This is a genomic window from Pseudomonas sp. 5Ae-yellow (assembly GCF_014077575.1).
Lineage (GTDB): Bacteria > Pseudomonadota > Gammaproteobacteria > Pseudomonadales > Pseudomonadaceae > Halopseudomonas > Halopseudomonas neustonica.
The window spans coordinates 1-15,519 of the sequence record NZ_JACGWE010000055.1; the positions used below are offsets into that span (position 1 = coordinate 1).

General features: G+C 55.5%; 14 protein-coding genes and 3 tRNA genes. 11 read left to right on the forward strand and 6 right to left on the reverse strand.

The genetic code is table 11. The features are described 5' to 3' along the window. The first annotated feature begins 107 nt into the window (after positions 1-107). Positions 108-320: a hypothetical protein gene (locus H4J77_RS17870; RefSeq protein ID WP_123889440.1), complete on the forward strand. Its 213-nt coding sequence runs from the start codon at positions 108-110 to the stop codon at positions 318-320. Positions 321-337: 17 nt separating this feature from the next. Here H4J77_RS17870 and H4J77_RS17875 read toward each other — a convergent pair. The 5 genes from H4J77_RS17875 to H4J77_RS17895 all read right to left on the reverse strand — a co-directional run bounded on the left by H4J77_RS17875 (position 338) and on the right by H4J77_RS17895 (position 3,380). Further along, positions 338-413 (reverse strand) — tRNA-Ala (locus H4J77_RS17875). A 40-nt stretch (positions 414-453) separates the two neighbouring features. Further along, positions 454-529: transfer RNA gene (locus H4J77_RS17880), tRNA-Glu, on the reverse strand. A 77-nt stretch (positions 530-606) separates the two neighbouring features. After that, positions 607-682: transfer RNA gene (locus H4J77_RS17885), tRNA-Ala, on the reverse strand. 230 nt (positions 683-912) lie between these two features. After that, entirely contained in the window at positions 913-2,388 is a 1,476-nt protein-coding gene (gltX, locus tag H4J77_RS17890; protein WP_123889441.1) for a glutamate--tRNA ligase, read from the reverse strand. An 89-nt stretch (positions 2,389-2,477) separates the two neighbouring features. Further along, positions 2,478-3,380: a LysR family transcriptional regulator gene (locus H4J77_RS17895; protein WP_123889442.1), complete on the reverse strand. Its 903-nt coding sequence runs from the start codon at positions 3,378-3,380 to the stop codon at positions 2,478-2,480. Positions 3,381-3,484: 104 nt separating this feature from the next. Here H4J77_RS17895 and H4J77_RS17900 point away from each other — a divergent pair, with 104 nt between their 5' ends. The 8 genes from H4J77_RS17900 to H4J77_RS17935 all read left to right on the forward strand — a co-directional run bounded on the left by H4J77_RS17900 (position 3,485) and on the right by H4J77_RS17935 (position 13,353). Next, a complete protein-coding gene (locus H4J77_RS17900; protein WP_123889443.1) occupies positions 3,485-4,516 on the forward strand; it encodes an HlyD family secretion protein in 1,032 nt (343 codons plus the stop codon). Beyond that, a complete protein-coding gene (locus tag H4J77_RS17905; protein ID WP_256671290.1) occupies positions 4,509-6,080 on the forward strand; it encodes a DHA2 family efflux MFS transporter permease subunit in 1,572 nt (523 codons plus the stop codon). The genes H4J77_RS17900 and H4J77_RS17905 overlap by 8 nt, the downstream gene beginning before the upstream one ends. A 115-nt stretch (positions 6,081-6,195) precedes the next feature. Then, entirely contained in the window at positions 6,196-7,479 is a 1,284-nt protein-coding gene (locus H4J77_RS17910) for an FAD-binding oxidoreductase (RefSeq protein ID WP_123889444.1), read from the forward strand. Between the two features lie 239 nt (positions 7,480-7,718). Further along, positions 7,719-8,114, forward strand: coding sequence for a PA2779 family protein (locus H4J77_RS17915; protein WP_123889528.1), 396 nt, complete (start codon positions 7,719-7,721; stop codon positions 8,112-8,114). Positions 8,115-8,118: 4 nt separating this feature from the next. Further along, positions 8,119-9,057, forward strand: a complete 939-nt coding sequence (locus tag H4J77_RS17920; protein WP_123889445.1) for a PA2778 family cysteine peptidase — start codon at positions 8,119-8,121, stop codon at positions 9,055-9,057. 167 nt (positions 9,058-9,224) lie between these two features. Beyond that, positions 9,225-10,067 carry a DMT family transporter gene (locus tag H4J77_RS17925; RefSeq protein ID WP_218565754.1) on the forward strand — a complete coding sequence of 281 codons (843 nt, stop codon included), beginning with the start codon at positions 9,225-9,227 and terminating at the stop codon, positions 10,065-10,067. A gap of 76 nt (positions 10,068-10,143) precedes the next feature. Next, positions 10,144-10,818 (forward strand): DUF2238 domain-containing protein, encoded by a 675-nt coding sequence (locus tag H4J77_RS17930; protein ID WP_235869694.1) that lies wholly within the window; start codon positions 10,144-10,146, stop codon positions 10,816-10,818. A 147-nt stretch (positions 10,819-10,965) separates the two neighbouring features. After that, positions 10,966-13,353, forward strand: coding sequence for a fatty acid cis/trans isomerase (locus tag H4J77_RS17935; protein ID WP_123889447.1), 2,388 nt, complete (start codon positions 10,966-10,968; stop codon positions 13,351-13,353). A gap of 41 nt (positions 13,354-13,394) precedes the next feature. On the opposite strand, the gene H4J77_RS17940 is transcribed toward H4J77_RS17935, so the two are convergent. Then, entirely contained in the window at positions 13,395-13,709 is a 315-nt protein-coding gene (locus H4J77_RS17940; protein ID WP_182249780.1) for an EthD family reductase, read from the reverse strand. Positions 13,710-14,052: 343 nt separating this feature from the next. Between H4J77_RS17940 and H4J77_RS17945 the strand changes: the two genes are divergently transcribed. After that, positions 14,053-15,201, forward strand: a complete 1,149-nt coding sequence (locus H4J77_RS17945) for a YbaY family lipoprotein (protein ID WP_123889449.1) — start codon at positions 14,053-14,055, stop codon at positions 15,199-15,201. Between the two features lie 84 nt (positions 15,202-15,285). After that, entirely contained in the window at positions 15,286-15,429 is a 144-nt protein-coding gene (locus H4J77_RS17950; RefSeq protein ID WP_182249782.1) for a hypothetical protein, read from the forward strand. The last annotated feature ends 90 nt before the right edge of the window (positions 15,430-15,519 follow it).

Below are 15,519 nucleotides of genomic sequence, written 5' to 3' on the forward strand. Positions count from 1 at the left end.
TGGGCCTGTCAGGCTTGGTGGCTTTGATCAGCGCAAAGCCGGTGGGAATCTAACTCCGTATTGGACGTTAAAAGTGTAACCCATGTATTTGAAATGATGTGTTACCTATGTTTTTGAATCATACAGGGTGGATTTCTTTTGGTTACCTTTTCTTTGGCCATTCAAAGAAAAGTAACTCGCCGGAGAAGGCGAAAGACAGATTAAAGAAAGACACTAAAATGAGCTTGCCACTTAAGGATACACAGCAAGAACTGGCACAGTTCACGCCGACCCAACCCGCACGCCAAGCCAAAAAACAAACAAAAAAAAAGCCGACATAAATGCCGGCCTTATAAAATGGTGGAGCTAAGCGGGATCGAACCGCTGACCTCCTGCATGCCATGCAGGCGCTCTCCCAGCTGAGCTATAGCCCCAGGTCTTTCGACCCTGACACGGAGACCGTGTCGGTAAAGATGGCGTCCCCTAGGGGACTCGAACCCCTGTTACCGCCGTGAAAGGGCGGTGTCCTAGGCCACTAGACGAAGGGGACGCAAACCCTTCTCTGAACAAACTGGAATCTGTTCAGCAGTGATAAAACAGGCCAACGCGAACGTCGACCAAAAAACTTGGTGGAGCTAAGCGGGATCGAACCGCTGACCTCCTGCATGCCATGCAGGCGCTCTCCCAGCTGAGCTATAGCCCCGTCTCGATGACGGGGCGCATATTATGATTCACGCCCCGCCCTGTCAACAGAATTTTACGCAAAACAGCAACTTAAGGTAGCAGCAAGCGACAAGCCCCAAGCTGCAAGCAGAACCCCAACGCTATATCGCCCTTGCCCTTGCCCTTGCCCTTGCTTTTAGCTTTTAGCTTTTAGCTTGCGGCTTGCGGCTTGCGGCTTGCAGCTTACGGCTTCTAGCTTGCAGCTGGAGGCTAAATAGCCTCCAGCTCCTTCTGCCAGGCCTTGTTTTCCTTCTTCGAGGTGCCGCCGAGCAGCTCCAGAGCCTGCCGCAAGCGGAAGCGGGTCAGATCAGGCCCAAGATGCGCCATGGCATCCAGCACCGAGACCGAACTGGCTTGACCCGTGATAGCCGGGAACAGCAGCGGCATCAGATCGCGCAGCTTGAGCTCCTGACTGGCCGCCACGGCGTTAATGGTGGCCATGATGCCGTCCTTGCTCCACTCGCGAAGCGCTTCGAGCTTCCACAACAGTAGCTGCATGACCTTACGCACCTCGTCAGCCGACAGCTTTTTGTGTTCAAACAACTCGGGCGACGGGTCGACCTTGCCAGCCATGAAAAAGCCCAGCAGGTCCGGCAGATCACTGAAAGTTTCGACCCGGCTCTGCGCCAGGCCGATCATTGGCTTGAGATAGGCAGGGTTAAGCGCCCAGGTCTGCACCGCAGCGGCAAACTCATCTTCCGACAGCTCGCGAATCCATTGGCCATTGAGCCAGGACAGTTTTTCAACGTCAAAGATCGGACCACCCAGCGACACGCGTTGAATGTCGAAGTGCTCGACCATTTCAGCCAGGGTAAATTTTTCACGCTCATCGGGCATCGACCAGCCCATACGACCCAGATAGTTCATCAGCGCTTCGGGTAAATAGCCCATGCGCTCGTAGAAGGTAATACTGGTCGGATTCTTGCGCTTGGACAATTTGCTTTTGTCAGGATTGCGCAATAATGGCATGTGGCAGAGTTGCGGCATGTCCCAGCCAAAGTACTGATACAGCAGCATGTGCTTGGGAGCCGAGTTAATCCACTCTTCGCCACGCAGCACATGGGTAATACCCATCAGATGATCATCCACCACATTGGCAAGATGATAGGTCGGCAGGCCATCCGCTTTCATCAGCACCTGCATATCCACCTGCTCCCAGGGAATATCGATCTCGCCGCGCAGCATATCCTGTACCTGGCAGACGCCTTCACTGGGTACTTTCATGCGCACCACGTGGGGCTCGCCCGCACTCACTCGCTTGGCAACATCGTCAGCCGGCAAATGCAGGCAGTGGCCGTCATAGCCGGGTGTCTGCTTGTTGGCCATCTGCTCGGCACGTAGCTCGTCCAGACGTTCGCTACTGCAGAAGCAGCGGAAGGCATGGCCATCACTGATCAGCTTTTCGCTGTGTTGGTGATAAATCGCACTGCGCTCGCTCTGCCGATACGGGCCGTGGGGACCACCGACATCAGGACCTTCATCCCACTCCAGACCAAGCCAGCGCAGAGAGTCAAGAATCTGCTGCTCTGATTCAGCGCTGGAGCGGACTTGATCCGTGTCTTCGATCCGCAAAATGAACTGACCACCATGCTGGCGAGCAAAACACTGGTTGAACAGAGCGATGTAAGCAGTGCCAACATGCGGATCACCGGTTGGTGAGGGCGCGATACGAGTACGAACAGTCATGAAATCTCTCAGTCAGGCTGCCGAAGTCGACTTCGGCATGGTAATGATTGGGTTGTGGTAAGGATGAATGAAGATAATTTTATCAGTCCTCAAGCCTGCATCTCTACTTGCACGTCGTCACGCGCCTCCAGATTCTCGATAACAAAATCGATGAAAGCCTTAACCTTCATAGCCTGAAAGCGTCGTGACGGATATAACGCATACAGCTCGCTGGACGGCAGTGTCACACCTTCCAGCACCCGAACCAGGGTACCTTCGGCAACGCAAGGCTCAGCAATAAAGGCTGGCACATTGATAATACCGGCACTGGCCAGCGCAGCCTCACGAGCAAAGGTGATGTTGTTGACGACCAACACCGGGTTAATCGGCACGCTCAAATGCGGCTGTAAAAAGTGCCACTTGCGGCTACCGTCCACTAACGCGTGAATACAACGGTGCTGGCTCAGCTCCTCGGCCTTTTTCGGCATCCCATACTGGGCGACGTAATCAGGACTGGCATAAAGCTGCCGTGGACTGGACATGAGCGGACGTGCCACCAGACTCGAGTCCTGTGGTCGCCCAAGGTGCACTACGATGTCGACGCCCTCTTCAACCGGATCGACCATGCGGGTAGTCAGTTCAACTTCAACCTGAATAGCCGGGTAGCGGCGCATGAACTCCCCCACTACGCCGCCCAGAAACAACTGACCAAACTCAATCGGCGAGCTCACCCGCAACAAACCGGTAGGCTCACGCTGCAGCTGCATGATCGCCTGTTCGGCCTCGGCAAACTCCTGCATTATCTGCCGACAACGCTCGTAATAAGCCTGCCCAACCTCGGTTAGACGTAATTTACGCGTGGTCCGATTCAACAGACGCACACCAAGACGCTCCTCTAACTGAGCGATGCGCCGGCTCACCGTCGACTTCTGCATACTCAGGGTCGCGGCCGCACTGGTAAAGCTGTGACACTCCACTACGCGGGTAAAAATCAGCGCGTCATCCAATCCCATTAGTTACTGTTCCCGTATTGCAACAAAGTTTCCAGATTCTAGCGCCTCTGTGGTGATGTGGAACAGTGTTAGAGTGCAACGCATAACAAAAACTGGGGAACTTCATGTCTGCCCGCGTTCGCGTACGATTACTTGCCTTCCTGCTTGTCTGCGCCTTGATTGGTGCCGCTGCCTTCGCTAACTGGTGGCTCGTAGGCCGCCACTACGAAGAAACCGATAATGCCTACGTACAGGGCGATATCACGCTGATCTCCAGTCAACTGGCCGCTCAGGTCATCGAGGTACTGGTTGACGACAACCAACTAGTGGAAGCAGGAACCCCCCTGGTACGCCTTGATCCGCGCGATTTCGACGTTGCCCTGGCTCACGCCCGTGCCAACCTCGCCACGCGTGTCGCTGAACAGCAGCAGGCGCGTTCAAAGCTGATCCAGCAGGACAGCCTGATCCAGTCGGCAGAAGCCGGTCTATCGGCCACTCAGGCGGAGCGGCGGCGCATCGAGCTGGACATCAGACGAATTACCCCATTGCAGCAGTCCGGCTATGCCTCTGAGGAGCAACTGAGCAATTTCCGCGCACAGCTTGAAGTAGCCAAAGCGCAGGTCAAGAAAGCCGAAGCTGACGTGCAGACGCAAAAACTGATGAAAGACACGCTCAGTGCCGAAATCGATCGCCTGGCTGCACAAATTCAGGCCGCCGAAGCAGACGTAAGCCAGGCTGAGCTGGCGCTGGAACGCACTGAAATTCGTGCCCCCATTGCCGGTCGCATAGGCCAGCGCACTGCTCGCGCCGGCCAAAACGTGCAGGCTGGCAGTCACCTGCTGGCGGTCGTGCCCAGCAAGCAGCTTTGGATCAAGGCCAACTTCAAGGAAACTCAGGTTCAGGCAATGCACGAAGGCCAGAGCGCCGAGCTGATATTCGATGCCTTCCCAGACCAGGTTATAACAGCCCAGATCCAAAGCCTGTTCCCAGCCTCAGGGGCCCAATTCAGTCTGTTACCGCCAGATAATGCAACCGGCAACTTCACCAAAGTGGTGCAGCGCATTCCGGTCAAACTGGTCATCGACAGCGACCACCCGCTTGCAGGCAGCATCCGCCCGGGCATGTCGGTACATGTAAAGGTTGATCTGCGTGGCTGAACACGCGATCCCCGAACAGGAAATCCCGCCACCGGGCAGACGCGACTGGATAGCACTTCTAAGCGCTATCCTCGGCGCCTTTATGGCGATTCTGGATATCCAGATCATCAACTCATCCTTGAAGGATATTCAGGGCGCGCTGTCGGCGACCATTGAAGAAGGCTCCTGGATATCAACCTCTTACCTGGTCGCCGAGATCATCATCATTCCGCTCGCTGCCTGGCTGACGACAATCTTCTCGCCCCGCCGTTTTGCGGTCGGTATTTCAACCCTGTTTGTCCTTGCCTCGCTGCTCTGCTCCATGGCCTGGAATCTGGAGAGCATGATCGTATTCCGTGCCTTACAGGGGCTCGCCGGCGGCGCACTTATCCCTTTCGCCTTTACCCTGATCCTGACCAAGCTACCACCCGCCTCGCGCCCAAAGGGCATGGCGATGTTCGCCATCACCGCCACCTTCGCCCCGTCTATCGGCCCCACCATTGGTGGCTGGCTGACCGAGAACTTTGGTTGGGAATACATTTTCTACATCAACATAGTGCCCGGCATTCTGATGGCCAGCGGCTTAATGTATGGCCTGGATAAAGCAGCGCCGCGCTGGGAACTGCTTCGCCAAGGCGATTACTTTGGCATTGCTACCATGGCCGCCGGACTCGGCTGCCTGCAGGTTTTTCTTGAAGAGGGTCACCGTGAAGACTGGTTCGAATCCAGTGCCATGGTCACGCTGGCTGTCGTATCTTTTATCAGCCTGGTGTGTTTCATCATTCTGCAGCTCTCCAGACCTAACCCCCTGGTCAATTTGCGCCTTCTCAAAGACCGGAATTTTCTGTTTGGCAGTCTCGCTAATATTGGCCTCGGCGTAGGCCTTTACGGCACCGTCTTTGTGTTGCCGGTTTATCTGGCGCAGATCCAGCAATACAACGCCTTGCAGATTGGCCAGGTGATCATGTGGATGGGGTTTCCCCAGTTGCTGATCATTCCATTGGTGCCCATCCTGATGAAGTTCGTCGATGCTCGCCTCATCTGCGCTACCGGTTTTTTTCTGTTTGCCTTTGCCAGCTTTTTCAGTGGCAGCCTCAACCTGGATTTTGCCGGCGACCAGTTCATTGCCATTCAGATATTCCGTGCCTTTGGCCAACCTATGGTATTAGTCCCCATGTCGATTCTTGCCACGGCCATGATTCCGCCGTCGCAAGCGGGCTCAGCTTCCAGTCTCTATAACATTCTGCGCAATCTGGGCGGCGCAATTGGCATCGCTGCTTTGGCCACCATCCTGGATAGCCGGGCCAAGCACTATTACGAGATACTCCGCGAGAGCATTACACCCGGTAACGCTGCTTTTACCGACCGTATGGAGCTGCTCACAGCGCAACTGGGCAATGAACAAAGCGCCTTCCAGTTGCTGAGTAATCAAGTGCACCAACAGGCTAGCATCATGGCTTTTAATGATGCCTTTCACTTGATCGCTATCATGCTGGGCTTCTCCATGGTTTTCGTACTGCTGACCAAAGCCATTCCCAAACCTGTCGCTGCCAAGCCAGCCACTGCGAACGAAAAAAAATCTTGACCCCCCCTTATCTGTAATTTTTTTTGATCACCCTCTAGCGCTAGCTGGAGCCAAGGGTTAGCATCGCCTACAAATGTAAAATATTTTAAACAACCCAATTTTCAGCAGGTGCACTATGGCCGAAACTCAGCACACCACTTCCTATTACGCCGCCTCGGCCAACCCAACGCCTTCACGGCCGCCGCTCCAGGGCCGTCATGAAACGGATGTGTGCGTTATCGGCGCCGGTTATACCGGTATTTCAACCGCGCTTTTCCTGCTGGAACAAGGCTTTAAGGTCACTGTTCTGGAAGCCGTCAAAGTGGGCTTTGGTGCTTCTGGTCGTAACGGTGGCCAGATCGTCAACAGCTACAGTCGCGACATCGATGTTATTGAGCGTAGCGCCGGCGCGCAGCAAGCTCGCATGATGGGCGAAATGGCCTTTGAGGGTGCTCGTATCATTCGCGAGCGGGTGGCCAAGTACAACATTCAATGCGACCTGAAGAACGGCGGGGTATTCGCCGCCTTCAACGAGAAGCAAATGGGTCACCTGCAAGCACAGAAAAAGCTCTGGGAGCGCTACGGTCACACGCAATTGGAAATGCTCGATCAGCGCCGTATCAATGAAGTCGTCAATACGGATCGCTATGTTGGCGGCATGCTCGATATGAGCGGCGGCCACATTCATCCGCTCAACCTGGTACTAGGCGAAGCCGAGGCAGTCGAGTCACTGGGTGGTATTATTCACGAGCACTCGACCGTGACGCGCATCGAGCAGGGCGCCAAGCCGGTGGTGCACACCGACAAGGGCCAAGTGGTTGCAAATTTCGTGGTCGTAGCGGGTAACGCCTATCTGGGCAACCTGGTTCCACAGCTTGCCGCCAAGTCCATGCCGTGCGGTACCCAGGTAATCACTACTGAACCGCTGAGCGATGAACTGGCGCAATCGCTGTTGCCGCAGGATTACTGTGTCGAAGATTGCGCCTACCTGCTCGACTACTATCGCCTGTCCGGTGACAAGCGCATGATTTTTGGCGGCGGCGTCGTTTATGGCGCGCGCGATCCTGCCAACGTCGAGGCGCTGGTGCGCCCCAACCTGATCAAGACCTTCCCACAACTCAAAGATGTGAAGATCGATTACGCCTGGACCGGTAATTTCCTGCTCACCCTGTCACGCCTCCCTCAGGTTGGCCGCATCGGCGACAACATCTACTATTCCCAAGGCTGCAGCGGCCATGGTGTAACTTACACGCATCTGGCTGGCAAAATCCTCGCCGAAGCCATACGCGGCCAGGCCGAGCGTTTTGATGCCTTTGCCAGCCTGCCGCACTATCCCTTCCCCGGCGGCCGACTGTTCCGCGTGCCCTTCACCGCAGTTGGCGCCTGGTACTACCAAATGCGCGACAAACTAGGCTTCTAACTCGCTTTCCCGACAGCCCTGCTGGGTATGGGCTGTCGGACACAACGCCTCCCAGACCAACGCATTAGAGTGAACCAGATCACAAGTGAAGTGGCATTTTGGAACTGCACGATACTTATCTAGTCAGATTATGCAGTGTCTGTGCAGCTTCAAGGCGCTACGCAGGCTTTCTAGCTGCAATCCAAGGCTTCCATGCAAGGAGGCCACGATCAGAATGAGGAGTAACTCCAATGACTTTCATGCAATCCAGCAAGCGCTATTTCTCCATCGTATTCGCCGCTCTCTTCATGCTTACCTCATTGGTCAGCATCCAGGCACAAGCAGCCATGGTAGGTACTGACGAAGTCATCGCGCAGCAGCAGTTGAATGTTGATCGAGCAGAGCTGAAAGGCATGCTGGATGATCAGTCGGTTCAGGATAAACTCGCCAGCATGGGGGTATCGCCTGACCAGGTCGACCAGCGCATCGATAGTCTCACGGCAGACGAGTTGGCCTACTTCAACACCCAACTTGATGAGGCTCCAGCCGGTGCCGGCGTCGTAGGTATTATCGTTCTGTTCCTGGTCATATTCGTCATCACCGATATGCTCTGCGCGACCGACGTTTACAGCTTCGTTAATTGCATCAACCGCTAAGCAAATGCTTAAAAAACTGCGCATTATTGCTGCGCTCGGGCTGACAGCATTGCTGTCAGCTTGCGCTGGCACTCCCACCGCGCCAACCCTGGCGCAGCTGCCACCAAAGCTCGATAACCGCAAGTTACTGACTGACGTCCCGTTTTTCGCTCAGGACGAGTACCAGTGCGGCCCTGCAGCGCTGGCCATGATGCTCAACCAGCGTGATATTCAAGCCACGCCCGAGGCGCTCAAAGAGCGCGTCTATATCCCCGAGCGAAAAGGCAGCCTACAGGTTGAGATGATAGCCACCGCCCGCGACAACGGCTTATTGGTCTACCCGCTGGAACCCGACTTGGCAGCGGTTCTAAGTGAGGTCGATGCCGGTAATCCGGTACTGGTGATGCAGAATTTAGGTCTGAGCTGGTACCCACAGTGGCATTACGCCGTGGTGGTGGGTTATGACCTCAGCGAGCAACAGATAATCCTGCACAGTGGTCTGCAGGAGGCAAAGCGCGAACCCATGAAACTCTTCCTGCGCACTTGGCAGCGCGCTAACAACTGGGCCAGAGTCACGCTACCCACAAATCAGCTTCCTGCCACCGCCATTGCACTGCCCTACTTGCGTGCTGCCAGCGACCTGGAGCAAACCGGCAAACTGAATGCAGCCAAAGAGGCTTATCAAACCGCTCTGGTTGAATGGCCGGAAGAGCCTGCAGCGCGCCTGGGGCTTGGCAATATAGCCTGGAGCCAAGGCGAACAAAGTGTTGCCATCGACCACTTCAGCGCGCTGACGCGCCAGTTTCCGACGTTCGATGCTGGCTGGAATAACCTGGTAACCGGACTCACTGAGATGGGCTGCACTCGCGCCGCCGAGATAGCAAAACACTGCTCTAAGCAACGCGACCAACTCAATACGGAGAATGACCAGAATGGCACTTGTCCACTGCCGGTATGCCCCTGACAATCTCTGCTGATTATAAGCAAGCAGACGCACTAGAAATCGGAGAGTGTAGAAAAATCGCTCGCCAAGTCCTCGATTCATGCCGCCTGCCACCGCTTTATCTTGCCAATGTGTTCGCAATGCGCTGCGATAGGTAGAACAGCGTCCATCCATTAAGGATTCATCTTTTGACCCCGCGTGCAGCCTTGTTAACCATGCTCGCTATGTTGGCCTTTGCTGGCAACTCCATTCTGTGTCGTCTGGCATTAAAGGAAACCAGTATCGATCCCGCCAGCTTTACGGGTTTGCGGCTGTTATCAGGTGCATTGGCGTTATGGCTTATCGTCCGGTTGCGACGGCCGAACAGCGCTGGGAGTGGCAACTGGATATCAGCGTTTGCGCTTTTTGCATACGCTGCAGCATTCTCGGTCGCCTACGTAAAACTGACGGCCGCGACCGGTGCCTTGCTGCTCTTCGGCGCCGTACAGATCAGCATGATCGGCTATGGCATTAGCCGTGGCGAGCGCTTGCGCTTGCTGCAATGGCTGGGCCTCGGTTTGGCAACCATCGGCCTACTTGTTCTGCTACTACCAGGCCTATCAGCACCACCACTGGATGCAGCCCTGATGATGCTGCTATCTGGGGTTGCCTGGGGAGTCTATTCAGTGCGCGGTCGCGGCGCGGGCGATGCTACCCGCGTTACCGCCGGTAACTTCATGCGCGCCTTGCCCTTTGCGGCACTATTTGTCGCGCTAAGTTGGCAAAGCACACCGCTTGACACCTTAGGCGCGGTCTATGCGATGGTATCAGGAGCGCTGGCGTCAGGTGCAGGCTACGCGCTCTGGTACGCGGTACTCCCGTTGCTGGCGACCAGCAATGCCGCCACGGTACAATTATCAGTACCTGTCATTACGGCATTAGGCGGCGTTATGCTATTGAGCGAGCGCCTGACGTTCAGCCTGACTCTGGCTTCAATTACGCTATTGTGCGGCATCGCAATGGTCATACTGAATAACCAGAGAACCTCCTGAGTATACGGCCATCAACCACCTGCATCTGCGCTACCTGCTCATTCTCACAGCCGCCTTCTGCCTGCTATTTGCGGGCTTGGCCATCAATCCGCACGACCGCTACGACTGGGCCCTGGAAAACCTCCTGGTACTGGCCTTCGCCGTAGTGCTCGGACTGAGTTGTCGCACGTTTCCGCTCTCACGCCTGTCGTATACCTTGATCTTCCTGTTTCTCTGCTTGCATGAAGTCGGCGCACACTACACCTACTCTGAAGTTCCCTACAACGACTGGATGACCCAGGCTTTTGGCGTCACTCTCAATGAGCTACTGGGCTGGGAACGCAACAATTTTGATCGCGTCGTTCACTTTCTGTTTGGCGCCTTACTGGTGTATCCAATTCGCGAGTTGTACTGCCGAATTGCCAACGCCAAAGGGTTCTGGGGGTACTTCTTCCCGCTCGAAATGGCGATGGCCGCGTCTATGCTCTATGAACTGTTTGAATGGGGTGCTGCCTCCCTGTTCGGTGGTGACCTGGGAGTCGCCTATCTGGGCACACAGGGTGATATCTGGGACGCGCAGAAGGACATGGCACTGGCCAGCCTCGGCGCGCTGATAACATTGACGCTGGTGCTCCTGGTTAACCTATCGCTCAACCCCAACTTTCGCACTGAGTGGCGCGACAGCTTCAAGGTGAAGCGCAAGACGCCCTTGGGTGAAGATGAGCTGGAGCAACTGCTAAAAAGCCGGGAAAAAGCGAACACCGCGCTATAACGCAGCTAAATTCACGGCTGATGTATTGCGCGCAAAGTGTTAATGTAGCGCGCACAAAATGTGCAAACACTTGCGCAATTTCTTTCAGCAATGCCGCAGCGCCCTGAGTAGCGTGTGAGGCAGATACGATCGTTCGAAGGATTTTAAATGGCGCGTGTTTCAGGCATCACCCGACTGAAGTTAACAGCCTTGGTGCTGCTTATTGCTGGCTTATTTCTCGCCTGCACTCAAATACCCCGTTACCCGGTTGAAGAGCCGGTAGCAGCCCGCGTGCAAAGCTTCGACTATCAACGTGATATCCGCCCCATTTTTGAGCAAAAATGCATGGCGTGTCACGGCTGCTATGACGCGCCCTGCCAACTCAAGCTAACCAGCGCAGAGGGTCTGGAGCGCGGCGCCACGACACTGCGTGTTTACGACGGCGGCAGATTGGAAGATGCAAAACCAACCCGCCTGGGTATCGATGCCAGCTCGACCGCAGAATGGCGTGAAAAAGGGTTTTTCTCGGTATTGCACGGTGCAGAAGACGGCCAACTTAGCGGACTGGATGCCTCGGTGCTGTTCAAGATGCTTGAACTGGGACGCGCCAACCCGCTACCCGCCAACAGCTTATTACCGGACGAAATCACCATCGGCACTGGGCACGAAAACAGCTGTCCGAGCATAGATCAGTTTGCCAGCTACGCCGATAGTTTCCCGCACGGCGGTATGCCCTATGGCACCAGCGGATTGACTGACGAGGAATTCGCCACACTGACCCAGTGGGTCAGCGAAGGCGCCGTAGTCAGGCCCGCATCCTACGCCCCCGGCCAAGCCGAGCAGGCAATGGCCCAGCGTTGGGAAACCTTTTTCAATCAGACCGGGACACGTGAGCAACTGGTAGCGCGCTACCTGTTTGAACACCTGTTTGCTGCTCACCTGCACTTCCCCGAGGTTGAAGGCAGCGCATTCTATTCGTTGGTACGCTCCAGTACTCCGCCGGGCCAACCCGTGCAGCCGCTGCGTACCGTGCGACCCAATGATGATCCTGAACAAGCGTTTTTCTATCGTTTACAGCCCCTGCGCCAAACCATTGTAGAGAAAACCCACATTACCTACGCACTGGGTGATAAGCGCCTGCAGCGCTTCCAGTCGCTGTTTTTCGAACCCCAATGGGAGGTTACCGCGCTACCGGGTTATAGCTATGCCGAGCGCGCGAACCCGTTTATTACTTTTTCTGCCATTCCTGCCAAGGCGCGCTATCAGTTCCTGCTAGACAACGCAGAGTACTTCGTACGCAATTTTATCCGCGGCCCTGTGTGTCGTGGCCAGATCGCTACTGACGTTATCAGGGACCAGTTCTGGGCTGTGTTTGAAGACCCTGAGCAGGAAGCCTACGTCAACGATGCCGACTATCGTCAGAAGACCAGTCCGCTGCTTGGGCTACCAGGCCAGAAAAGCGATCTACTATCGCTTGGGCCACAGTGGCTTGAGTACAACGAGCAACGCAACAAGTACCTTGACCTGCGCAGTACCTACTACGCCGAGCGTAAGCCTAACGGAGCCACGCTGGACGAGCTATGGGACGGTGACGGCTGGAACCAGGACGCCCTACTGACGATCTTCCGCCATCACGACAGCGCCTCGGTGCGTCGCGGTCTGCACGGTCGCGTACCACGTACCATTTGGGTGATGGATTACCCGTTGCTAGAGCGCACTTATTACGAACTGGTAGCCAATTTCAACGTGTTCGGTAGCGTGTCCCATCAAGGACAAACTCGTCTCTACTTTGATCTGATCCGCAATGGCTCCGAGCACAACATGCTGCGCTTTATCCCTCAGAATAAACGCGAAGCACTCTACGCTCACTGGTATCAGGGCAGTGCCAGAATCAAACACGCACTGACCTACACCGGCCTGGACACCAGCACACCGGTTGCAATGGACTATGAGGGCGCAGACGATAACGCGGCCGTCATGCAGCGCTTCAGTCAACTACTGCTGGCTCGCGCCGACAAGGTCAGCGGGCCAGCAGATACCTTGAACCGCTGTGCGCAGAATAACTGTCAGCGCGCCGGAATAAGTAGCGAACAGCAGCAACTGGAACAGACACTGCAACCCTTGGCACGCGCCGATGGCGGCAGTCTGCCGGTCATCAGCCTGCTACCCGAGGTAACATTCCTGCGCGTCAAGCAGGGTGACCAACGCTGGGTTTATACGCTGGTGCATAACCGAGCGCATTCCAGCGTAGCCTTCATGTTTGGTGAGGAGTCGCGTTTTCTGCCCGACGAAGACACGCTAACCCTGATCGAGGGCACCCTTGGTAGCTACCCTAACTTCAGCTTTGATGTCAGCTTGGACGAGCTACCTGATTTTGTCGAAGCGCTTTCAGCAGTGCAGAAGCAGGACGGTTTGCACAAGCTCGCTGACCGCTGGGGAGTGCGTCGAACACACCCCCAATTCTGGGACATCATGGCTGACTTCAAACGCAGCATCGAGGAAGTGTCGCCCGACCAGGCTGGCATACTCGACGTCAACCGATACCAGAATCTCTAGGACGCTTGCAGATTAACGGGCTGATCCAACAACTCGTTAATCTAGCCTACGACTACCTCACTGATCAGCAACTGCGGCGCGATATCTGTGTAGTTAACGATATCGCTCTGTATCACCTTGGCGTGGGGCGCAAAGGCAGCCTGAAAGCCTTCTATCGACTCGCAAAACAAGTGACCCGTGGCGACATAGGCGGCAGGTGCATCGGGTGCGCCGCCAGCCAGACCGCGATCCACCCCAAATGACAGGCAAGCATCACCCATCAGTCTTTTGACCATTGACATATGCTGGTCACGGTAATAATCGTGATCAAAATGACTGCCTGGATTGTTGGGATACATCACGCTTACTTTGATCATGGAGTGCTCCAGTGGTTAAGGTCCGCCTGACTTGCAGGATGACGTTTGCTAACTGAGTTTGCCTCAGCCTATGCGCAAGCGGCAACGCCATCAGCAGCGCGAATGCTTTATCAGTCATGGGCTCTGATAGTGACGAACAACTCGCCCGGCCAATTCAGGTTATTGCCAACGCAGACCTGCACTGAACTTGCCAGCGCCAACGCTGCCCATAGTACGACAGAGAGACGTCGGCCAACTGAATGGCTCAAGGCATCAGCGGATAAGTCAACACGCGTCTTTGGGTTACACTCTTTAAACGAATAGATATCGCTGGCGCTTGGCGCCGAGTATTGAGGAGCATTGCATGCATATCACACCTGCACACGTCATGTTGATCGGATTCACTTCCCTGCTGGCCGCCGGCTGCAGCCAGATAAACAGCAAAAATAGCGCCAGTGATACGACACCCCAAGAACAGGCAGCCCCCGCCACTGAGCAGGTCATCGGTAGCATCAGCTACCGTGAACGCATAGCCCTTCCGCCGGGCAGCGTCGCACACATCAAGCTCAGCGATGTCTCGCGTGCCGACGCGCCCTCAATCCTATTGGCCGAACAGAATACAACGATGTTTGCCAAGCAGGTGCCGGTGCCTTTTACCCTCAAGGTCGAGCCCGCCATGTTCGACTTGCGCAACAGCTATTCGGTGTCGGCGCAGATCCGCAGTGCCGAGGGCCAATTACTCTGGACCACTGACAGCGCCAACCTGATCGATGTTACTCAGCCGGTAGCTGACATGGGTACCTTGATGCTTATCAAGGTCAGCGGTGCAGTGGCAGACGATGCCGAAATCGTCGATGTGAACGCATTCCTGCCCTTTGCCGCCCAGGGTAATGAGCCGGGCTGGACCCTCAAAGTCGACAACGAGCGCATGAGCCTGAACCGCCAAAACGACCCGACCACCATACTCACTCCTACCCCGACGACCACCCGAGAAGATGACAGTTACCATTTTAACGCCAGTACCGAGGCGAACTCTGTCATTGTCGATGTAACCCCTGAACTATGCCGTGACAGCATGACCGGGATGCCATACCCCTATGCCGTCAGCGTCAAGGTCAATGGCGACACGCTTAAAGGCTGTGGCGGTTCACCTCAGTCGCTGCTGACCGGACGTGAGTGGATTGTCGAGGATGTTGATGACAAGGGCGTCATCGACAATACCCGGATGAGCATGAACTTCACCGCCGAGGGCCTGCTGGGCGGCGTGCTTGCGTGCAACCACTACAGCACCGGCTACCAACTGACTGGAGAAGGGCTTACTACCCAAGCGATCGCCTCAACCAATAAAGCCTGCGCGCCCGCGCTAATGAACCAGGATGGTCACTTTCTTGAGGTACTAGGCGATATAAACCGCTTTGAAATCGATAATGCCGGTGCGCTGCTGCTTTACAGCAGCGATAACCGCAGCATCAAAGCACGTGCCCAAGAGCCAGCAAACAGACCACTGCAATAACCTGCGCCTTGGGCTGCGTGCAGCGCGTGCGCAGCCCAAGATGGGTACGTCCTCTACTTTTCCAGCACAGCCGCGAGTTAACGCATGACCAAACAGAGCAACCCAGAGCAGGACAACCCGCTTACTCTGCATCTGGGTCATGAAGAACTGATTATTCGTCGTCGCTACGAACTGCTCAGCATCATCAACGACTTTTTTATGGTTCATCGCGGATTAGCGGGAATTTAGTAGGGACGGCGGACAAGCTGGGTTAAGTTTGGGTCACCACAACACCAACCAGACCCAACTGCCGCCGTCGCTATGGATGCTAAACTTCTT